We start from the raw sequence: 20,631 nt of genomic DNA, 5'->3' as shown, positions 1-20,631 counted from the left end.
GGCAAAGGTATTTCTTAACATCCAATAGTTTGTTTGGGAAGCACATGCGCGTGGCAAGATACTACAGCAATAACGACATAAGGATTGAGGAGATGCCGAAGCCCGAAATCGGCCCCGGTGAAATCCTGGTGAAGGTAATGGCTTCAGGGATCTGCGGCAGCGATGTCCTTGAATGGTATCGCATCAGAACCGCCCCACGGGTGCTTGGTCATGAAGCCACTGGAGAAATAGTTGAAGTGGGAGAGGGCGTCAGCCGATACAAGATGGGGGAGAGGGTCTTCATCTCCCATCATGTCCCCTGTGGAACCTGCCACTACTGCAGCCGCGGTCACGAGACCGCTTGCGAAACTCTGCACACCACCAACTATGATCCGGGAGGCTTCGCTGAATTCATCCGAGTCCCTAAGCTGAACGTGGAGAAAGGGATCTACCCCCTACCACAAGGAATGTCTTTTGAAGAGGGCACCTTTATAGAGCCCGTGGCCTGCGTGGTGCGGGCACAGAGGCTGGCTGGAATCGGTGATGGAGATACTGTCCTCATCTTGGGTAGCGGTCTCTCCGGTCTGCTTCATCTGCAGCTGGCCCGTCTGAAGGGGGCAGCGAGGATATTCACCACCGACATCAGCGATTACCGGCTGAGGGCGGCTAAGAAATTCGGCGCTGATGCCACGATAAATGCCAACTCCGATGTGATTGAAAGGCTACGCCAGCTCAACGGTGGGAGGCTGGCCGATAAAGTGATCGTGTGCACCGGGGCAACCGCGGCCAGCAGGCAGGCTTTGAAGTGCGTGGATAGGGGTGGAACCATCCTCTTCTTCGCCGTCCCCGAGCCGAGCGTTGAGATCACGATGCCTCTGGCTGAATTCTGGCGCAACGAGGTAACCATCATGACCTCTTACGGCGGCGCACCGAGAGATCTTGAAGAAGCGCTCGGCCTGCTCTCCAAGAAGAGGCTGAACGTTGTGGACATGATAACTCATCGGCTGCCGCTGGAGCAAACAGGACTGGGCTTCAAGCTCGTCGCCGAAGCTAAGGATTCACTGAAGGTAATTATCGAACCGCAGCGATGAAGCCAAAAACAAATTTACAAGCGTGATCAAAATCCTTTCTCAGGTTGGTCCCCGGCTTATACTCCAGACAGAGGAGCCCTTTGAACTTTTTAACCACTACGTCCATCAGTGATGAAAAATCGATGGCGCCCTGACCCGGCGGCCTCGACCCGGTGTCACGGAGCTGCAGCTCGGAAATCTCATCAACATACCTTGCAACTACTTCAACAACATCGTCACCGTTGTCGTGGATGTGCATCGTGTCCGCCATCAGTCGCAGGTGCTCCATTCCCAGCTCGCTAATGAGGCCGTGAACTTCCGACATGCCCGGCAGAAACGAGGTCCTGTTCTTACCCAGCGGCTCGATGGACACGGTGATGCCCAGCTCCTCAGCCTGCGTCCCGAATCCCCTGAAGGTCTCCAGTGCCAGCGAATAGGGTTCTCTGGCAGCGGGATCCCCGAAGGCGAGCGTGGTTACCACATTCTCGGCCCCGAGCGCCGCCGCCCAGCTCATCGTCTCCTCCACGTGCTCTCTGGCCGCTCTGCGCTCGCCTAAATCGTCGCTTAGAAGACTCAGATAATGTAACTTATTCGCCTGAACCGAGAAAATCGGGACGCTGAAGCTGGATACCGCGGCCTGTATTGACTCAAGGCTGCGCGCCTCATCATTAACTAGCTCCAGCCACATCGCTCTGGACTCTAGCACTTCCAGTTTCTCCTCAAGAGTTCTGCCCGGCACGGCGAACTCCACGCAGCCCAGTGACAATGTCCGTGACAAGTTATCCAACCAATCATCGACCTAGGCTCAATTAAAATTAATAGATAAGACAGACATCATGAAATATATAAGGGCGTTATGATAGCATTGAGGGAAGGAGATGCTGGCAAAGGATGTCCTCGATCTGATCGGTAACACACCGCTGGTGCTGGTGAAGCGGCTTAACCCCAACCCCAACGTTGAACTCTACCTCAAGCTGGAAAAGTTCAACCCTGGCGGCTCGGTGAAGGACCGAATCGCCAAATACATGATCGAGCAGGCGGAGAAAAACGGGCAGCTCACCAAGGACAAGACGGTCATCGAAGCCACCAGCGGCAACACCGGCATTGGGCTGGCGCTGGTCTGCCGGGCCAAGGGCTACAACTTAGTCTTGGTGATGCCTGAAACCATGACCTTGGAGAGGCGGCAGATGCTGGTCTCCCTCGGGGCCAAGATCGTGTTGAGCGACGAGGCAAAGGGAATGGATGGAGCTGAGGACCTAGCGCGCGAAATCGTCAGCAAAAACCCGGAGAAATATTATATGCCCAACCAGTTCGCCAACCCAGCCAACGTACTGGCCCACTACGAGACCACCGCGGAGGAGATCTGGAGAGACACCGCCGGCAGGATCACCCACTTCATCGCCGGCATCGGGACCAGCGGGACCCTGATGGGGGTATCCAAAAGACTGCGGGAGTACAATCCAAAGATCAAAATAATCGCGGTTCAGCCGGAGCCAAACACCATGATACCCGGGCTGAAGAACCTGCAGACGCAGTATGTCCCGGCCATCTGGAGGAGAGAATACGTGGATGAGATATACACAGTGAGCCCGCAAGAGGCGGAGGAGGCTACCAGACTGCTCTTCCTGCAGGAGGGGCTCTTTGTCGGGCCCAGCTCGGGGGCCATCTTCCACATCGCTAGAAAAAAAACAGTGGAGATCGAAAAGGGGGTCATGGTGGCTATGGCACCCGACGGCGGCGAAAAATATTTTTCCACGAGGCTCTGCGATCCCGCCCTCTGCGTCGAATGCGTGAGGAAGTACGGCATCAGGTGCTCCTACGCTGACGGGGCACCCATCGTCAAAATTCCGCCGGGGCAAGGTATCATCTCCCCCTGAAACGAGAAAAATGAGTTCCAGAGATATGTAGCCACACTACATATTTATATGGGGGGATGGCATAGGTGGATGAGATTCAGATGCTTAACGAAGATCAAAGGTGGCGGGAAAACATCGGGAGGGAGATGAAACGGGGATTGTTAAGCGTCCTGCTGCTTTGGATCCTCAGGAAGAACGGTGAGCCCATGTACGGGTATGAGATCATCCAGACCATCGCCAAGACCACCAAGGGGCAATGGATTCCCAAAGCGGGCACCATCTATCCCGTACTGAGGCGGCTAGAGAGCAGGGGTTTTGTGAAAAGCGAGTGGAGCTCCAGAACCGCCGGGCCCAGCCGCCGCTACTACCGGATCACGGCGGCGGGAAAGGAGGCCGAGGAGAAAATACTTTTAGAGTGGAAACGACACATCAGCGGTTTCAGGGAATTTGTCCGTGAGCTGCTGGAGGGCGATTAGATGCACGACGGTTACGCCATTGAAACCGAACGCCTGACGAGAAAGTTCGGAGAAATCGTGGCAGTAAACAGCGTCAGCCTGAGGATAAAGTACGGTGAAATCTTCGGGTTGCTCGGGCCCAATGGCGCGGGCAAGACAACTTTGACGCACATCCTCTGCACCATCCTGCCCCCCACCTCGGGGACGGCCAAGGTGGTCGGCCATGACGTCTGCAAGGAGCCGGATGAAGTCAGATCGTCAATTGGAATTGTCTTTCAAGAACCATCGCTTGACAGCAACCTGACCGGGTGGGAAAACCTAGACTTCCACGGTAGAATGTACGGCATGAGCAGTGAAGAGAGGAAAGCGAGAATCGAGGAGGTGCTCAGCTTGGTCGGTCTAACCAACCGTGCTAATTCTCTGGTGAAGACCTACTCCGGCGGCATGAAACGCCGGCTGGAAATAGCCCGAGGGCTGATGCACCGTCCCAAAATTCTCTTCTTGGACGAGCCCACGCTGGGGCTGGATGCACAGACCAGGCGCGTGGTCTGGGAACAGATCGAAAAGCTGAACCAAACGGAGAAAATCACCATCGTTCTAACCACCCACTACATCGAGGAGGCCGACTACCTCTGCGATCGGGTGGGCATCATCGACATGGGTAGAATTGTGGCGCTTGATACCCCGCAGGCGCTGAAGGACAAGCTCGAGGGAGATGTGGTTTACCTCAAGGTCGATAACTTGAAAAAGTTCCTGCAAATCTTCCAAAGAAGCGGGCTGGTGAAAGGTGTCAAAGTCACTAGTGACTCTCTGCAACTCCAAGTGAGTAACGGGAGCAAGACCATCCCCAAGATAATCGAAACGGTGAGGAGGAAAGGTGGCCAAGTTCACGAAGTCAGCCTGAAGAGACCGTCACTCGAGGATGTCTTCATAAACTTCACTGGAAAGGCGATCAGGGAAGAGGGCCCCGACGCAGCCAGCCGATTTAGGATGCCCGGTCACTGGAGGAGATGAGATGGGCGCCGCGCAGGTCATTTACACCCTCTGGTTGAGGGAGATGAAGTGGTTCCTCAGGGGCAAGACAAGGATCGTCCAGTCGGTGGTGCAGCCCTTCCTCTGGCTGGCCATCATCGGGATCGGGATGAGCTCCGCCTTCAAGCTGCCCGGTGGCCAGAGCTACCTGGAGTTCATGGCACCTGGCATCATCGGGATGACGCTGATCTTCTCCTCAATAATGTCAGGCGTTTCCGTCCTCTGGGACAAGCAGTTCGGCTTTCTCAAGGAGATACTGGTGGCCCCGGTTGCCCGAACCCACATCATGCTGGGGAAGGCCCTAGGAGGAGTGACCACCTCGATGCTACAGGGGCTGCTGCTCCTGCTGGCGGCGTCGCTGGTTGGTGTCTGGCCACCCACGCTGGTCGCCTTCGCCCAGGTGCTGGTGTTCATGTTCTTCGTCTCGCTTGCCTTCGTCTCTCTCGGTCTCGCCTTCGCCTCCAAGATGTCCGACCCGGTCGCCTTCCCGCTGGTGGCTAACTTCCTCGTCATGCCACTCTTCTTCCTCTCGGGAGCGCTGTTCCCGCTGGCCACAGCTCCTGACTGGATGAAGGCAATCGCCTACGTGAACCCGCTGAGATATGGCGTCGATGGGCTGAGAGGAGCAATAATCGGCATCTCCGACCTGTCGCTCTGGTTGGACTTCGGGGTACTGTTGGGCTTCTCAACAGCGATGGTGCTCATCGGTGGCTATCTCTTCAGGAAAACTTCTGCCTAGGGAATAACATGAAGATAACCATCCAGCCGCTGCTTCTCCAGCGCTTTCCGGGTCTGCAGGTTCTGCTCCGCCGCCTCACCGGCCTGAGGGTGGAGAGAGAGAGCGACCAGCTGCAGCTGTTCAAGGAAAAAATCGCTGAGGAGATAAAAAGAAAATACCGGCTGGAAACGGTGAAGGACGAGCCAGTCTTCAGGGCCTATCGCGACTTCTTCTGGCGCGCCGGAATAGACCCAACTAAGACCAGACCGGCCGCAGAGGCCCTGATCAGGAGAATTCTCGCCGGAAAGCCACTGCCCACCATCAACACCTTGGTTGACTCCTACAATCTGGCGTCGATGCAGACCGGGGTGGCTCTTGGCGCCTTCGACGCTGGAAAGCTCAGAGGTGACCTCACACTGAGACTCGCTAACAAGGGGGAGAAATTTCTGGGCATAGGTATGGATCTACCCATCGTGCTGAACGGCGTGGAACTGGTGGTCTCGGATGAGGAAAAGCTGATCGCAATTTATCCTCACCGCGACTCAGAAGAAACAAAAGTCACGCTTGAAACTAGGGACCTCTGCCTCCTCATCTGCGGCGCTCCGGGAATGGAAGAGCAAAAGCTGGTGGAGGCTGCGGAAACCGCGGTGGAGTATATAACCAGGTTCTGCGGTGGTACTGAGGTGAGATGAATGATAGTGGGAATCAAGGCGGTGCTCTTCGACTTGGACGAAACGCTCATCGATGACCTTCCCGGTCTGAAGAAGTGCCACCGCGCCGTGGCAAAAAAGCTCAGAGACTTTCTGCTGAAACGTGGTGTTGAGGCAGACGAAGAGGAACTCTTCCAGCAGATCACCAAGCTGGATGACAAGATGAATTTTGAGAGGAAGTACATCCGCAACGACTGGTGGCCGATGCTGCTGGAAAAGATGGGGCTGAAAGTCGAGCTGCCCCGGGAACTCCTTGAGGAGCTGACCCAGACTTACTGGAAGACCTTTGCCGAGAACAGCCGACCTTATCCCGACGCAGGGCCAACGCTGGAGTACCTCAGAAGCAGGGGTTACCGGCTGGGAATGGTCACTGACACTGACGGGACCAAGGGCATCAAGGAGATGAGGCTCAAACAGTTTAATTTCATGGATAAGTTTGACGTGATCATTATCAGTGGTGAGGACACGCCGAAAACCAAACCCGACCCAGGACCCTTTTTAATCGCCGCCGAGAGGCTTGGCGTCAGGCCGGATGAGTGCGTCTTCGTCGGCGACAAGCCGTTCACTGACATTGAGGGCGGTAAAGTCGCGGGCATGAAAACGATCTTGGTAAAGCGAAGGGACTGGCAAGTGGTGGAGAGGGCAGATTTCACCGTTAGAAATCTGGCTGAGCTACGCCGGCTGCTTTGAAAATCACTAAAACAACAGCGTTTTATCCTTTGCCGACCCTCCTCGATTAGGGAGTCAAGGTGCCCGTTCATCCTATCGAATGGAGATACGGAAGCCACGAGATGCGATCGATTTTTGACGTTGAATCGAGCCTGCAGAGGATGCTGGACGTCGAGGCCGCCCTAGCTAAAGCCTTGGCGAACGTCGGGCTGGTGCCAAAGAAAGACGCGAAAAAAATAGCCAGCTGTGCCTCGATCAAGAAGGTGAGGATCGAGAGAATAAGGAAACTCGAGCAAGAGTTCCAGCACGAAACGATGGCGGTGGCCATGGCCCTCGCCGAGGTCTCGGGCAAATCTGGACGCTATGTCCATCTCGGGGCGACGAGCAACGATATCCTAGACACGGCGATGGCGCTTCAGATCCGCGACGGCCTGAACATTATCGAACGGCAACTCCGCAATCTTCTGGTGATATTGCTTCACCGGGCCCTAGAGCACAGAAACACCATCATGGTGGGACGAACTCATGGCCAGCACGCCCTGCCCACGACGCTGGGTCTTAAGCTCGCCATCTGGGCCTCAGAAATCAGTCGACATCTGGAGAGGCTGGGGCAGCTCAAGCCGCGGGTCTTCGTCGGAAAGATGAGCGGGGCGGTTGGAACCGGAGCCGCTTGGGGAGAACACGCGGAGAAGGTCCAGCGCTTGGTCATGCAGGAACTAAGGTTAACGCCAGCCACGGCGACCAACCAGATCCTGCAGCGTGACCGTTTAGCAGAGCTTATCTTGTTCTTCGGCCTGCTGGCCTCAACGCTGGACAAGATGGCCCGGGAAATCAGGAACCTCCAGCGCACTGAGATAGGAGAGGTCGCGGAGCCATTTGCCGTGCAGCAGGTAGGCAGCAGCACCATGCCGCACAAGCGCAACCCGATCCGGTGCGAGAAGATCTGTGGCTTGGCGAGGATTCTCCGCGGCCATGTCCAAGCCGCGATGGAAAACATCGTGCTGGAGCATGAAAGGGACCTGACCAACTCCTCGTGCGAACGCGTTTTGCTGCCGGAGTCTTTTCTCCTGATGGATGAGATGCTCAATACGGCGATTTTCGTCCTCAGCAAGCTGAACGTTTTTCCCGAGCAGATGAAGAAGAACCTAGAGCTGACCAAGGGCCTGAACATGGCCGAGGCGGTGATGATCGAGCTGACCCAGAGAGGGATGAACCGGCAGGAGGCCCATTCCCTGCTGAGACGATGCAGCGCTCGAGCCATTGCTAACGACCAGCCGCTGATTGAGATACTCTCCCGCGAGCCGGCAATTACTAAATTTATCCCGAAGGAAGAACTCGGAGAACTGCTCGACTACCGTAGATATCTCGGCAGGGCCACGGCGATAGTGGATAAAGTGGTTAAGGAACTCGAACCCTATACCAAGGCTCAATCGTAAAGCTCCGGGGCCGTCACCTGCTCCACTCTCGTGGGCTCGTCCTCCCGCTTGTCTCTAGTGAATCGGTAGAGATAACCGCTCACCGCGTTCTCCAGCCTTTCCTCATGGGTTATCAGCAGGATCTGGCGGACGAAATCGGGAAGGCGATCTCTCAGGACCTTCGCCAGCTCTTGGATTCCCTCGGCGTCTAGGTTGTGGGTGGGCTCGTCGAAGACTATCCAGTTCAGCTTCGGCGCCAGCACCATGGAGAAGGAAATCCTGAGCGCCAAGGCGGCATCCGTCCTCTCGCCACCGCTGGCAATCCCATCAACCGGAATCCAGTTTCCCGACCGGTCCCGCAGCTGGAGGACGTAGTCGCCCCGGTCTCCGTTCTCCACGCCGAGCCTGATGCCCACGAAGTCGCCATAGGGGTAGATACTCTCCCAGAGGTCGTTCATGACCATGTTGACCCCTTCGATGAACATCTTCCTCATTGTAGTCTGGGTTCTCGCTAGGGCTGTCTGAATTGTGCTCATGGCCATGGCCGCTTCCCGGAGTCGCCTAGCCTCAGCCTCATACCACTTTACCAACCTCAGCTTCTCCTTCACTGTTTCTACCAGCCGTCTCTTCTCCGCCATGAGCTGCTCCTTGCCCTGCAGCTCTGCTCGAAGCCTCTCCAAGGACCCCACAAGCTGTTCGGCCTGCCGGCGGACGCTCTCAGCCTTAGCCTCATCATAGACCATCCTGAGCTGCTCCAGCTTCTTCTCCACTTGGGAAATCTCAACCAGTCTAAATTGATGTTCACGAACCCGGGAGTCTAAATCTGCTCTGTTCTGAAGGACCTGCCTCAAGGTGGAGAGCTTCTTGTTCAGCTCGTCCACTTCGTTTCTGGTTCGCTCGACTTCTTCGACCAGCGCTTCTCTTTTTTTCAGCAGCTCAGGAGCGGCGGCCTCAAGCTCGGAAAGCCGCCTCAGCGTCTCCGAATGCTCCCTCTCTAAACTGGGGAGCGGCTCCACCTCCTTCTCCAGCAGCAGGATGCTCTGTTGCAGCTCACGAGCACGGCGTAGCTTTTCCTTCAGTTCCGAGGAGAGGGACTCAGCCTCACGGCTTTTTCCTTCCAGCTCCCTCAGCTCCCTCCGACGCTGCTCCAGTAGTTCCTCCTTTCTCATTTTGGTGAGCGGAGTCTCGCAGACCGGACAAATCGCCTCGGCTTCCTCCAGCTCGTCCAAGGCAGTGACCAAATCTTTTATTCTGGCGCGATAGCCCGCCAGAGCATCGTCTGCCCGCCTGAGCTCCTCCTGGATCTTATCGACGGGATTGGCGGCCTGCAGAGGTTTTAGCGCCTCAAGCTTGGCCCGCGCCGCACGCTTATGCTCGATCTCGATCCTTAGTTTCTCAGCGGCATCTCGGGTCATGGCCTTCCTCGCCTCCAGCCCCTGCAGCTGCGAGCTGACCTCGGTGAGGCTGGAAAGTAGCGAGTTAAGCCTTGATGTTTTAGCGGCGAGTGAGGACTCAACCTCGTCTGACTCAGCCTTGATTCTTTCCACCGGTAAACTTGCGTGGGCTCCGAGCCTCTGCCGCAACTCATCAATACTCCTGCCCAACATCTCCGCAGCGCTCTCCAGCGCCCGCTTCGATTGCTCCAGGCTCCTGAGCTGCTGCTCTAGGGCGCGGAAACGCTGATCTTGGGCCCGGATCGATTCCAGCTCTGTCCGCAGTTGCCCTAGCTGGACTTGGATCTCCTGCCGCGAAGACTCAAGCTGGGCAATTTCCTGGAGGTAAACCGGCAGAGCCGGTATCGCCGGGTCCTGTCCTAGGTTCCGCGCCGCTATCTCCCGCTCCTCCGCTCGCTCGGTGATTCGTGTAATCATCGAACCCAGACTCTTCCTCGCCTTCTCCAGCTTGTTTATGCCCAGCAGCTCGTCGATGCTCTCCATTCTTTTGCCGCGAGGCAGGGTCAGAAAGTAGTCAAGGCGATTCTGCTCGGAATAGATCGCGCGTTCAAAAAGGTCGTAATCCAAATCAAGAATTGACCCGATGGCCTCGGTAACGCGGGAGGAGTTCGGGCCCTCGATCAGCTCCCCGCTGACCTTCCTTAGCTCAGCCAGCGTCGTCCCAGAGCCCCTCTCTACAACCCGTCTGACCGAGTACTCCTCACCCTCAGGACTCAAGAAGTGAACTTCAACCTCGGCCCGGTCAAGTGGCTTGGGCCGGCTGGTGATCAGATCCTCAAGCTTGATGCGGCGGGACTGAACCGCAGGCAGGGTTCCAAAGAGAGCGTAGGTGATCCCTTCCATCACCGAGGACTTCCCTGAACCCATGATGCCGACTAAGACATTGGTACCATCACCGAAGACAAGTTCAGTTTCGCGGTGCGATTTCCAGTTCTTAAGTTTGACAAACGTTATCATCCTTTTTCTCCTTCACATCTGCTTTCACTAGGCTCTCCACAACACGGTACACGTTCTGAAGAGCCTCATCAACCCTATCCGCGACTAGCAGGTTGTAAAGAGATCTCACATCGAACATGCTCACTTGAGCGGCATCACGCAGGCTATCCTCGAGAAGGCGCATGGCGGTTTCATCCATCGACAGCCTCTGTTCCCTGAGTTCGCGCAGCATCTGCACCTTTTCTCCGATCTCAGGTGCCTGCAGGTCGGCCTTACCGATGACGACGATGGCTCGATCGGCGAAGTCCTCCGAAATCAGCCTGTCGTCGAACTCGCTCCGGGAAGCCTCCTTGGCCAGCGTCCCCATCAACCTCAGCCTGATCATCGGCAGCTTGTTGGGATTCTTCCGGGGCCGCTGCAGAATCTCGTTCAGCTTGACTCTGACCGCGTTGTCGATTTCGAAAATCGTGGCGCCGTCGAACCTCATCTCCTCGTAATAGAAGTCGCGCTGCTTCTTCAGCTCGATGAACTCAAGCCTCAATCCCTCGCCGATTTCCAGCATGTAAAAGCCCTTGGGGACCTCCGCCTCCACCTTGATCAGCTGCGTTCGTTCGGTGCTACCGGGGAAGATGAGCGGCCTGCCGTGGGCCGAGGCCTCGTTGCGGTAGTGGATGTGGCCGCAGAGATAAAGGTCGAAGCCTGGTGGTAGGTCGGAAACGTCGAGCGTCGGCGTTTCCTCTCCTGAATACACGTATTGGCCGATGGATTGGTGCAGGGCGAGGACGTTGAAGGCACCCTCTACGGGCTTCGGGTTCCACATCTTGAGCACTTTGGAGGCATACTGTTCCGGGACGTTGCTCATGCCGTGGATGGCTATTAACCGGCCGCCCCCCTCAAAGACGAGCGAGTTGTGGTGTAGGTGGATCACCAGCCCCGCGGCCTCAAGCGCCTCGACGGGGTTGGTCAATCCTTTGGTCCTCCGCTCGTGGTTGCCATGAAGGGCCACCACTGGAATCCCGCGCAGGGCCACGGGGGAGATCTCCTTCGTGTCCTTATCGATAGTCCTGACCAACCTGACGCTGTTCCTGCCGTGGGCCAGTGGTAGCGAGAGTATCCTCAGCGCCTGGGCCCAGATCTCCTGCCTTGGGATTCTGGTGTCAAAGATGTCGCCTAAGATGAGAATCAGCTGGGCGCCGTACCCCATCGCCCTTTCAATCGCCTCGCGGAATTGATCGAAAGAATCCTGCTCCCGCGGACTTCCCCACTTGGTGCCGAGGTGGGGGTCGGAGATCACCGCCAGCTTCAAACCGATCACTCAATCTCTCTTCACATTTCTTGTTTAAGTGGATTTTCAGACGAAGACCCAACCACGGAGAAAAGAGGCATCAAATTTTTCATATCAATTGAATTCTCCCACCAAGATGAACTGGCTGAAAAATGTTAACTGGGGAGTTCACCTTGGCTCGGATAAAAACTGCGCGGAATGTAAACTGAGGGTTGACACCAGCGCTGGTCACCAAAATCGTCTCTTTCCGAATCGAATTCAAAGGTCGCTATTGATAGCTGTCAACCGGGGAGTTACAATGTGGGCTATTCGTGGTCACTTCATGAAACTCGAATCATCTTGGGTTTAGCGGTTCTAAAAATCGGTCAGGCTTAAATCGAAATCTGCTGAAAAGTTCATCGGTATCATGAATCTCCCCTGGGTCGAGAAGTACCGGCCGAAGAGGCTCAAGGACATCGTGGGGCAGCCCAAGGCGATTTCGGACATCGCCCGCTGGGCTCAATCATGGGAACGGGGTAGGCCGGCAAAGACCACCGCCCTGTTCTACGGCCCGGCCGGAACGGGTAAGAGCGCTGCTGCCGCGGCACTGGCCGGCGATTTCGGCTGGGACCTGATCGAGATGAATGCCAGCGACCAGCGCACCTTGGCTGAGGTGAAGCGCGTCGCGGGTACGGCGGCTTCAACGGGGACCCTATTCGGCGGAACGGCGGCAAAAAGGCTAATTGTGCTCGATGAGGCCGACAACATCTATGGCACCGCTGATCGGGGCGGCTACAGCGCGATAAAGGAGATTATCGCCGAGACGCGCAACCCGATCGTCCTCATCGCCAATGACAAGGATGCCATCCCTTGGGAGATCAAGGCGGCCTGTCTGATGGTTGGCTTCGAGAAAATCAGCGAGGAAGTCATCATCAGGGAACTTGGGAGGATACTTCGTCTGGAAAAAATAGAGTTCGATGAAATTGTTCTCAAGGTGATTGCGGAAACCGCCCGGGGCGACCTTCGCTCGGCCATAACCGACCTCCAGACGCTGGCAACCGGGAAAAAACGGCTGACCATCAAGGATGTGGTTCTCTACCACCGGGACCAAGAAATCAAAATCGAGGAGTTTTTGGCCAAGCTGCTGGAGGCGACTAGCGCCGATGAGGCGAGAAAGCTGCTCTGGTCGCTTGACATGCCTCCGGACGATGTGCTGGCGTGGATAAGCGAAAACGTCCCCCTGGTGGTCAGCGAGGCTGGGGCGAGGGCCAAGATCTACGACGCGATATCCAAGGCCGACATCTACCTCGGGCGGGCGAAGAGGGGGCAAGCCTATGGAATGTGGAGCTACGCCGGCGACCTCATGAGCGCCGGGGTCAGCCTGAGCCGGAGTGGGGCTCTCAAGCCGGCCAAGCCAAAGCTCCCCAGCCACATCAGGCGCTATTCCCGAACGCGTGCCGACAGAGCCGTGAGGGACTCGCTGGCGAAGAAGATTGCGGTGCACTGCCACACCTCGTCGAAAATTGCCAGACGGGAAATCATCCCCTACCTAAGGATCGTGTTCAAGAACGACAGAAAAACCGCTGAGGCGATAGCCGCCGCACTGGAGCTGACCGAGCCCGAGCTGAGTTTTCTCAGGTAGCTACGGATGCAACTAGTTGGCATCGGGGACAGTAGTAGCTGCTGCGGTTTCTAACCTTGACCCTTTGAATTTCGGCCCTGCACCTAGGGCATTTTTTTCCACCGCAATGGGCGACTTTGAAATCAAAGTGGGCCGTGCCGATTTCACCGCCGGGTCTTCTGTAAGTGCTGACGCTGGCCCCACCTTTACCAATCGCCCGAAGCAAAATCCTCTGTATTGCCCTGTGTAGCGCCTTTATTTGGTCTGGGTTCAGCTTCCCAGCGGGAGTCAGCGGATGAATTCTGGCAGAAAACAGCGACTCATCAGCATACATGTTGCCGATGCCGGCGATGACGGTCTGGTCAAGGAGCACCGCCTTTATCGGGGCCCTGCGTTTCGCCAGCAGCCTAGCCAGCGTTTCCGGAGTGAACTCCTCAGAAAGTGGCTCCACGCCGAGCGCTCCAACCACATCCGATTTGTTCTTGACTAGATAAACGGCCCCAAAGCGCCGCACATCCGTGAAGACGAGTTGTGTGTCATCATCAAACTTGAAGACGATTCGGATGAACCTTTCTTGGTCCGCTGGGTTCAGCAAGAGTACTCCGGTCATGCGAAGATGAATGATCAGCGTTTCACCGCTGGAGAGGTGAAAGAGGAGATACTTTCCGGAACGGCTGATAGACCCAATTCTCTGGCCAATCAACCGCCGACGGAAATCCCGCGGCGAAATACCCCGGAGTGGCTTTTCGTCGTGTATCTCAACATCACAAAATCTCCTGCCCAGCAACTTGGCAGAGAGCTCTCTTCTTATCGTCTCAACTTCGGGAAGCTCGGGCATTTCAACCCATCTAACAGCTGCCGCCGCCAAATTAACCATTGTGCTTCATGAGAAACTCGCAACGACTTTACTGGCGCGCCAGAGTGAAGGACCAAGAGACCCTTCCGGTGTTCGCCCCGCCTTCAATGGTGTCACCGCTCAACGTCGCCGTGAAGGGCCAGCTTCTCGGCGGGGAAAGAGTATTAGGAACCGTAAAGTCTATGGACCCCTGAAGCCCGCTGGAAGAAAAGGTGCCGGAAACAGTTCCCGTGCAGGAAGCGTACCACATTACCGCACCTGTGTCCACATCAAGAACTTGGATCCCGTCAAGAAATAGACTGCCCTGAAAAGTGCCGTTGCTCCCGGAGATCTCCCAACTCATTGCACCCCCGGACTGTCGAACCCAGCTATCTGTCGACTCGGTGTGACTGGCGCTGTAGGACCCAGACCAACTTCCCTCCAGATTTCCCACCGAATTCATCACCATGCCGACCATCGCTTGGACCTCGCTCGCCACCACCCTGCCACTGGCGTTGGCGTCTCTCGCCATCCCGGCTGCTTGCACGACCTGGGCAAAGGAAGCTCCAGTGTCATTCATGATCTTAACGATCTCACCTCTGGTGAGATGCTGGATAATGGCATTAGCGGCCGGAGCGGCAAACGAAGTGCCGTGGGCCGCTTGAGGATTGGACATCACCACCACGCTGGGGTCACCGGGCTGGCCCTGGTTTGCCTGACCGTAGAGGCTAGTCGAACAGGTAGTGATGGCAATGGTGTCACGGAGCAGTGCCTCCCACCCAGCATTCGACCTCAGGGCGGCCAACACTGGTTCTAGGGGCATGCCATTGTTTCCTCCCGACATGGTGATGAAGGTATCGTTGTAAAGATCATAGGGCAGCGACTCAATCCCGCGGAGCACGTTGCTCATGAAGGCAATGCGATTGTTAATGGCCTCCTGCTGTAGTTCCGGAGGAAGGTTGGACCAGTCCGACCAGTCGCCCAGCTCGCCGTTACCATTGGTGTCGCCGCTCCGGGCATCGTCACGATAGCCGGCGCCTTGGGAGATGTTAATGTAGGTAGTTGTCCCGGGGTTAAAAATGGCGTTCCCCTGGGCGATGGCGTTCAGCGCCAAGATCCACTTATCACCTGGAGTCCTACCATCAAGTCCGGTTATGTTAACGATGTCGGTGATCTCGCCTCCATTGGCTGCCGCCGTACCGACAACATCCCTTCCGTGCTGTCCGCTGTCGACGGCAACCGGACCATGGACGTTCAGCGGCACCGGCTTAGAGGTGGTGAGGTACTCCTCGCTGATAAAGATCCCATCCTCCTCCTGCTCCAGCGCCAAGTTGGGCATGGCATCGATGACCTGCGAGTGGGTCAGAATTGATGAAATGAAAGAGGATTCCAAGCCGACGCTGATCTGAACCAGAGAATAACCGACCTGAGGAATCGCCCCAATAATGACGCCGCCATTTGATTTGATGATCTTCCCAGCATCTTCATAGGTTGTCGCCGGATCGAAGAAAACCTGAATTTGTCCGGGATATGCTAACACGCTCATCTCTCGGCCGCTGGAGTCGATGTAATTGACATTCGCCGCCGCAGGATAGGTGCCCACGTAATTTGTGGCCCTTTCCAGCACTCCCAGCACCACTGGCTGGGTGGTAGATTGAATCGTGGATGAGGTTGAGGTGGAACTGAACTGGGTCGTTGCCTGGGTTGTTGTTAGCTCGGTTCCATCCATTGTCGGAATCATATAAATTAAAAATGCGACGAAGACCAGCGCTATCACGCCTACTAAAACTCTGCGGGCTCTCACGTTGCCTTTCCTAGGCTTAGGCCGTCCCTCAGATATGGCCCGCTTCGATGAAACTTGTAAATTCTCTGTCCTGCTGACGGCTCCTGTTTCCCTTAGATTTTCCTGGGACTTTTCCGAAGGGTTCAGCTCTCTCAAGGACGATCTGGAAAAAACCTGCGCGCCACAGTTTTGACAGAACTTCGCCCCGCCGCCGATTTCGGCACCGCACTCATGACAATAGGACAACTGATGGCTCCGAGTGATATCACAGGGAAACTATATAAAGGTGCTTAAGACGCTGCTTGCCAAATCCTGAGAATTCGCTAATCACATTTATAGAACCGATACGCAAAGCGATGGCGGGAGTCTTTTTAGATTTTTGGCGATGGTTGCGTGAGATAAATAGACGCGGTGCCCGTAAGTTATCTCCGGGGCGAAAACCGATGCCTGCGGAGAAAATCAAGTTCAGCCTCTACGGGAGGGAGGGCCAGCTGGAGCCCCGCCGCTACTCCTCAGGAAAGACGCAGGCCGACCTGATCAAGGAAATAATCTTGGCCTTCGAGGACAACGATATCGTCTTCCTCCGGGCCACCGTGGGCAGCGGCAAGTCGGCCGTGGGGCTCAGGACGATAATGGAGTTCGGCCGCGGCATCGTCTCGGTCCCGACCAAGGTTCTCTCAGATCAGTACGCTGCCGCCTACGAGGGGGAGAAGTACTTCCTCAAGGAAGACGGCACCCGGCTGAAGATAGGAATCCTCAAGGGGCGCAGGAACTTCCGCTGCAAGTTCCAGGCTGACAAGGGTCGCAGCGTCTCCTGCGACAGCAGCTCACTTCCCTGCAAGAGGCCCGTTGACTGGAGGAGCGGTGAACGCCGGATCGATGCCATCCAAGAGTGTCCTCATTGGGGGTTCATCTTCCGCCCTGAACTGGCCAGATCATTAAAGGAGGTAAAAAAGGTCTCTTACGCGGGGATAAGGGGCAGCTGGATCTGGTGCATGAAGGGAGACTGCCCCTACTGGAAGCAATTTCAGGCTTACGTCGACGCCGATGCCATCGTCATGAATTCAGCCAAGTGGGCGGCCGAGGTCAACGCTGGCAGGCTGCCTGAGGTACCACTCACCGTTGTTGACGAGGCGGACTACTGGCTCGACTCACTGGCGGTGAAGGTTTCAGTTACCGAACGCATCATCAGCTGGCTACAGGAAGTCGTTAAGAGGAGCCTCGAGTTTGCCGAGGAGGATGAAACCGGGCTTAAGGAGATGATGGAGGAGCTGCGCGACGAGTGGTCCCGGTGCCTGGCGGGCGGGGGCAATCCGCTCAGGCTCGTGCGGGCTCTGGTCGACCTATTAAACGAGACCGACGAGACCTCCGGGGATCTGCTTTGGAAGCTTGAATCGGTGCTGGAGCACCGGAGCCACGCAGAGTGGGAGATTTGGGAGAAGGGAATCACCTATTTCGTCCCCGATCCCAAGATAGTTCTCGAGAGCATTCGCTACAAGGTCGGCGGCAAGTGGCTGCTGATGTCCGCCACTGTTCAAGATAAAACAGTTTTAAAGGACGTCTTCGGCATCGAGCCCACCTTTATTGAAGGCGAAACCAGATTCCCGGGAAGGTTGATCAGGAGGAGGCTCGGCACTGAGGAGGTCATCAACTACCGGAAGTGGGCCGATGAGAAGTTCAGGAGAAAATATTGGGGAATGCTCGAGAGGATAATGAAGCGGGCGAAACGGCCGAGCTTCGTGCCCGTCCACGCCCACACCTATCTGCCGCCCGGGCTCAGGGAGAAGGTAAGCCAGGGCGGTGATTCCTACACCTTCGATGATATCATGTTCACGACTAAAATGGACCGAGGGGCGGACCTCAAGGGGATCAAAAGCATTATCCTGCTTAAGTTCCCCTTTCCCGACCGCTCCGACCCGCTGCTCAAAGGCATGGAGCGCCGGCTTGGTCCTGAGGCCTTCCGCAACTATTATCACGACATTTCGGCGAGGGAATTCGTCCAGCAGATCGGAAGGGTTCTGCGATCGGATGAGGACGAGGCCGAGTTCTGGAGTCCGGATGGGATGTGCCATTCACAGCTCCGCCAGCTCTGGAAGGGAAAAATCGTGGAGGGGTATTCTTGAAAATAACCGAAAAGCTGTGGCTGGGAAAGCTCACCACGCCTCTGCCCGATCGTCATCGCCCTGTTTACAACTGGTTTACGATGAAGGAGTCCTTTTCCCGGGAACTGGTGCTGCTGCTCGCGGAAACTTGGGGGCTCGATGAAGGTGATTTGGTTCTTGATCCCTTTTGCGGAACAGGCACCACACCTCTCGCCTGCCGGGAGCTTGAGCTTGATTGCATCGGCTATGACGTTCACCCAATTCTTCTACTTGCGGCGAGGGTCAAATTGCGCGACTATGACGCCGGCAAATTAAAGGAGAATATAGAGGCCTTTTTGAAAAACAGATTTGAAGGACAGAAGGTTGAGGCCCCGGGATTTATCGCCAGGGTCTTCCCCAGCGCGGTCATAGAGGAGATCGCCTCAATCCGGCGAAAAATCCTAGAGTTAGAAGATGAGGCGATTCGTGAGTTCATGTTGCTAGGGCTGGCGATTGCGGCCATGAGATGCAGCTGGGCACACAAGGATGGGGCAGCGATCAAGGTGGTGAAGAGGCCGATACCGCCGCTTCTTCAAGAGCTGGGCAGACAGCTGCGGAGGATGTGCAGTGACATCAAGAAACTCAGGATGAAAGGGTCCAAGGTCAAGGTCGAGTTCTGTGACGCGAGAAAGATGAATCTCACCGATGGTAGTGTTGATGCCGTGATCACCTCCCCCCCATATCTCGGAAAAAAAGAGTACCTCTCCGCCTACAGAATTGAACAGTGGGTCGCGGGGATCGAGGGACCGAACCCAAGCGATTTGATCGGGGGCAGCGAGGGTGGCGATTTCTCCCAATTGGTGGACTTGGTTGGAAATAAGCCGAGGGAAACCTGGGGTTACTTCAAGGACCTGTTCGAAGTGATCAAGGAGATCCAAAGGGTCTGTAAGAAGGGAGCCAACATCTGCCTAGTGGTTTCTGATGGATGCCTCCCCGGCGGACCCGTCGACGTTTGCCAGACCTTAAGCGGGCTGGCGGAGAAGGCCGGGCTTAGGGCCAAGAGCCTCGTCATCGTGAACAAAAGGTACTGCACCACGCCGTCGAGGAAAAAGCTCGGCATTACCAAGGAAGGGCTGCTCATCTGGACCAAGTAATTTCTAAAAAGACTTGTTTTTCAAAGCTGGTGGATCTCACACACCCGCGGTATGAACCATCAATAATGGCTCTTACCTTCCAACGGTTTGATGCACTGTGGCGGGACCTCCGGAGCCAGATAAACCCTGTCCGAAGCCTTTAAAATCTTGATGCCCATCTCCTTGGCCCGCCTCACGTCCACGACCAACACCACGGGGTTATCGGCGCGAATCTTTCCCGCTTCCAGAGCCTTGTCCACGGTGGGGGAGAGGTGAACCATCTTTCTGGCCAGCGGCTTCAGACCTTCGGTGGTGGCTTGGGGCACCGCATCCGGAGCCACGGCATAATAAAGAAAGTCAACGTCCGCCTCAGGGTAGTCCAGCTTCACATCCACCGAGTGCCCGTAGCGGGCCCGGATCAGTTGCCCGTCAAGTTCGTATCTGCCTTTGGTGTCAAAGATGGCCACCTCTCGGATGTGCTGCGGCTTGACCCAGTTTATCTTCCTGCGAATGATCTCGGCGAGCTTCTGGACGCTCACAAATCCCTCCGGAGTCCTTTCAATGGTGGCGTCGTGGCGCAGGTGAAAGGCCATGAGCCGGCTCAGCCTTTCGCGCTGTTTCTCATCCAGAAACGTGAACTCCTGATCCAAGAGAACCACCCCGGGCGGCGCTCGGTGTATCTATCTTACCACATTCATCAGTTTTATAGTTCTCGCTCTGAAAGGAAAAAGTGTTAAGGGCAAAACATTAAACAAACGTGGATAGTATGAGAAAATTTCCGGCGAGGTTTCTCGTCAGCGTTGCCGCCTCAATTATCGTTTTCACGCTAATCATTATCGCCTTTAATCTTGTGACAGGGTGGCCGATCTCACCACTTACTCTTGTAATAACGGTTGGGGTGGCTTGGTTCTTTGCGGCGGGGTTGGCGGGAAAAATCTCCGGAAACAAATGGAGCGTTGCGGTTCCGACGTTGTTGGCTATCGGATTAATCGCGACTACTGTTAGCGCAGGTGTTCCATGGGATCTACGCTCTGAAGAGATGGTGACCTTCAAGATGGAGGCTAGTTTCACCTATTGGGGGAGCGAAAATAATCTCCCCATTGAAAATGTATTGATAGGATTTCCGTGCCCAAACTTGGAGAATGCGGCATTAACAACCTATGGTTCTTGGATACTTTATTATCTAGAGGATGATAACTCTCTCACCCTTCAAGCAGACGAATCCCAAGTCTATAATTTCAAGGGAATGAGAAAAACAATTGTAGGAGTTATTAACCATGGAATTGATCTTACATATATTAGTCCAATGTATTTTTTAAACATCGACCGACTATATCCACGCGAAGTTTTTTGGATTTCTGCTTTTGTATATGTACCCATAAAGGACGCCAGCAAAGTATCACTCATTGTTTACGGTGACAACCAAAAGAGAAGTATTGCAGGGTACAAAGGCACCTTTCCATCAGGTGAATATGGAAAAGCAGCAATTGACCTTTCATTCTGGGCACAATTATCAAGAAGAATCAATGGTAACAATTACGAACCAATTGAAACATTCAGTCGCCACTTGGATAATGTGTGGGATTCATTCGTGAGACTGTTCCCTTATTAAACGTGGTA

18 protein-coding genes are annotated in these 20,631 nt (G+C 55.5%); 12 read left to right on the top strand and 6 right to left on the bottom strand.

Features of this window, described 5'->3' with window-relative positions:
• Positions 1-44: 44 nt before the first annotated feature.
• On the top strand, positions 45-1,070 hold the full coding sequence (locus tag QXT02_RS03790; RefSeq protein ID WP_342812021.1) for a zinc-dependent dehydrogenase: 1,026 nt from the start codon (positions 45-47) through the stop codon (positions 1,068-1,070).
• On the opposite strand, the gene QXT02_RS03785 is transcribed toward QXT02_RS03790, so the two are convergent.
• Complete coding sequence (locus tag QXT02_RS03785) at positions 1,051-1,827, bottom strand: sugar phosphate isomerase/epimerase (protein ID WP_342812020.1); 777 nt, start codon at positions 1,825-1,827, stop codon at positions 1,051-1,053. The two genes, QXT02_RS03790 and QXT02_RS03785, sit on opposite strands and share 20 nt — an antisense overlap.
• 100 nt (positions 1,828-1,927) lie before the next feature.
• Between QXT02_RS03785 and QXT02_RS03780 the strand changes: the two genes are divergently transcribed.
• The 7 genes from QXT02_RS03780 to purB all read left to right on the top strand — a co-directional run bounded on the left by QXT02_RS03780 (position 1,928) and on the right by purB (position 7,925).
• Positions 1,928-2,926 carry a cysteine synthase family protein gene (locus QXT02_RS03780; protein ID WP_342812019.1) on the top strand — a complete coding sequence of 333 codons (999 nt, stop codon included), beginning with the start codon at positions 1,928-1,930 and terminating at the stop codon, positions 2,924-2,926.
• A 65-nt stretch (positions 2,927-2,991) separates the two neighbouring features.
• Positions 2,992-3,381 carry a PadR family transcriptional regulator gene (locus QXT02_RS03775; RefSeq protein WP_342812017.1) on the top strand — a complete coding sequence of 130 codons (390 nt, stop codon included), beginning with the start codon at positions 2,992-2,994 and terminating at the stop codon, positions 3,379-3,381.
• On the top strand, positions 3,382-4,374 hold the full coding sequence (locus tag QXT02_RS03770) for an ATP-binding cassette domain-containing protein (RefSeq protein ID WP_342812016.1): 993 nt from the start codon (positions 3,382-3,384) through the stop codon (positions 4,372-4,374).
• 1 nt (position 4,375) lies between these two features.
• Positions 4,376-5,131 (top strand): ABC transporter permease, encoded by a 756-nt coding sequence (locus QXT02_RS03765; protein WP_342812015.1) that lies wholly within the window; start codon positions 4,376-4,378, stop codon positions 5,129-5,131.
• Between the two features lie 8 nt (positions 5,132-5,139).
• Positions 5,140-5,802, top strand: a complete 663-nt coding sequence (locus QXT02_RS03760) for a B3/4 domain-containing protein (protein WP_342812014.1) — start codon at positions 5,140-5,142, stop codon at positions 5,800-5,802.
• Complete coding sequence (locus QXT02_RS03755) at positions 5,803-6,510, top strand: HAD-IIIA family hydrolase (RefSeq protein WP_342812013.1); 708 nt, start codon at positions 5,803-5,805, stop codon at positions 6,508-6,510. It begins immediately after the preceding gene.
• Positions 6,511-6,569: 59 nt separating this feature from the next.
• On the top strand, positions 6,570-7,925 hold the full coding sequence (gene purB / locus QXT02_RS03750) for an adenylosuccinate lyase (RefSeq protein ID WP_342812012.1): 1,356 nt from the start codon (positions 6,570-6,572) through the stop codon (positions 7,923-7,925).
• Here purB and QXT02_RS03745 read toward each other — a convergent pair.
• Positions 7,916-10,315, bottom strand: coding sequence for an SMC family ATPase (locus tag QXT02_RS03745; RefSeq protein ID WP_342812011.1), 2,400 nt, complete (start codon positions 10,313-10,315; stop codon positions 7,916-7,918). The two genes, purB and QXT02_RS03745, sit on opposite strands and share 10 nt — an antisense overlap.
• The gene (locus QXT02_RS03740; protein ID WP_342812010.1) at positions 10,293-11,600 is read right to left on the bottom strand and encodes a DNA repair exonuclease; all 1,308 of its coding nucleotides are present in this window, start codon (positions 11,598-11,600) and stop codon (positions 10,293-10,295) included. Before QXT02_RS03740 ends, QXT02_RS03745 begins: the two co-directional genes overlap by 23 nt.
• A 385-nt stretch (positions 11,601-11,985) precedes the next feature.
• On the opposite strand from QXT02_RS03740, the gene QXT02_RS03735 reads away from it, so the two are divergent.
• Positions 11,986-13,200, top strand: coding sequence for a replication factor C large subunit (locus QXT02_RS03735; protein ID WP_342812009.1), 1,215 nt, complete (start codon positions 11,986-11,988; stop codon positions 13,198-13,200).
• Here QXT02_RS03735 and mutM read toward each other — a convergent pair.
• Positions 13,193-14,017: a bifunctional DNA-formamidopyrimidine glycosylase/DNA-(apurinic or apyrimidinic site) lyase gene (mutM, locus tag QXT02_RS03730; protein ID WP_342812008.1), complete on the bottom strand. Its 825-nt coding sequence runs from the start codon at positions 14,015-14,017 to the stop codon at positions 13,193-13,195. The two genes, QXT02_RS03735 and mutM, sit on opposite strands and share 8 nt — an antisense overlap.
• A gap of 67 nt (positions 14,018-14,084) precedes the next feature.
• The gene (locus QXT02_RS03725; RefSeq protein WP_342812007.1) at positions 14,085-16,043 is read right to left on the bottom strand and encodes a zinc ribbon domain-containing protein; all 1,959 of its coding nucleotides are present in this window, start codon (positions 16,041-16,043) and stop codon (positions 14,085-14,087) included.
• A 197-nt stretch (positions 16,044-16,240) separates the two neighbouring features.
• Here QXT02_RS03725 and QXT02_RS03720 point away from each other — a divergent pair, with 197 nt between their 5' ends.
• Both QXT02_RS03720 and QXT02_RS03715 read left to right on the top strand, forming a co-directional pair.
• Positions 16,241-17,920: a helicase C-terminal domain-containing protein gene (locus QXT02_RS03720; protein WP_342812006.1), complete on the top strand. Its 1,680-nt coding sequence runs from the start codon at positions 16,241-16,243 to the stop codon at positions 17,918-17,920.
• The gene (locus QXT02_RS03715; protein WP_342812005.1) at positions 17,917-19,032 is read left to right on the top strand and encodes a DNA methyltransferase; all 1,116 of its coding nucleotides are present in this window, start codon (positions 17,917-17,919) and stop codon (positions 19,030-19,032) included. The genes QXT02_RS03720 and QXT02_RS03715 overlap by 4 nt, the downstream gene beginning before the upstream one ends.
• A 59-nt stretch (positions 19,033-19,091) precedes the next feature.
• Here the strand turns inward: QXT02_RS03715 and QXT02_RS03710 are convergent, their stop codons facing one another.
• Positions 19,092-19,661 (bottom strand): RNA 2'-phosphotransferase, encoded by a 570-nt coding sequence (locus QXT02_RS03710; protein ID WP_342812004.1) that lies wholly within the window; start codon positions 19,659-19,661, stop codon positions 19,092-19,094.
• A 116-nt stretch (positions 19,662-19,777) separates the two neighbouring features.
• Between QXT02_RS03710 and QXT02_RS03705 the strand changes: the two genes are divergently transcribed.
• Complete coding sequence (locus QXT02_RS03705) at positions 19,778-20,623, top strand: hypothetical protein (protein WP_342812003.1); 846 nt, start codon at positions 19,778-19,780, stop codon at positions 20,621-20,623.
• Positions 20,624-20,631 lie beyond the last annotated feature (8 nt).

This window comes from Hadarchaeum sp. (SeqCode) (assembly GCF_038871235.1).
Classification (GTDB): domain Archaea; phylum Hadarchaeota; class Hadarchaeia; order Hadarchaeales; family Hadarchaeaceae; genus Hadarchaeum.
Note: the sequence above shows the minus strand (reverse complement) of the source record. Positions and strands in the feature narration are given on the sequence as shown.

What these genes read in the sequence shown, in the direction of transcription:
- QXT02_RS03790 (WP_342812021.1), top strand. Translation starts at nt 45, where the DNA reads ATGCGCGTGGCAAGATACTACAGCAATAACGACATAAGGATTGAGGAG.
- QXT02_RS03780 (WP_342812019.1), top strand. Translation starts at nt 1,928, where the DNA reads ATGCTGGCAAAGGATGTCCTCGATCTGATCGGTAACACACCGCTGGTG.
- QXT02_RS03770 (WP_342812016.1), top strand. Translation starts at nt 3,382, where the DNA reads ATGCACGACGGTTACGCCATTGAAACCGAACGCCTGACGAGAAAGTTC.
- QXT02_RS03765 (WP_342812015.1), top strand. Translation starts at nt 4,376, where the DNA reads ATGGGCGCCGCGCAGGTCATTTACACCCTCTGGTTGAGGGAGATGAAG.
- QXT02_RS03760 (WP_342812014.1), top strand. Translation starts at nt 5,140, where the DNA reads ATGAAGATAACCATCCAGCCGCTGCTTCTCCAGCGCTTTCCGGGTCTG.
- QXT02_RS03755 (WP_342812013.1), top strand. Translation starts at nt 5,803, where the DNA reads ATGATAGTGGGAATCAAGGCGGTGCTCTTCGACTTGGACGAAACGCTC.
- QXT02_RS03745 (WP_342812011.1), bottom strand. Translation starts at nt 10,315, where the DNA reads ATGATAACGTTTGTCAAACTTAAGAACTGGAAATCGCACCGCGAAACT.
- QXT02_RS03735 (WP_342812009.1), top strand. Translation starts at nt 11,986, where the DNA reads ATGAATCTCCCCTGGGTCGAGAAGTACCGGCCGAAGAGGCTCAAGGAC.
- mutM (WP_342812008.1), bottom strand. Translation starts at nt 14,017, where the DNA reads ATGCCCGAGCTTCCCGAAGTTGAGACGATAAGAAGAGAGCTCTCTGCC.
- QXT02_RS03720 (WP_342812006.1), top strand. Translation starts at nt 16,241, where the DNA reads ATGCCTGCGGAGAAAATCAAGTTCAGCCTCTACGGGAGGGAGGGCCAG.
- QXT02_RS03705 (WP_342812003.1), top strand. Translation starts at nt 19,778, where the DNA reads ATGAGAAAATTTCCGGCGAGGTTTCTCGTCAGCGTTGCCGCCTCAATT.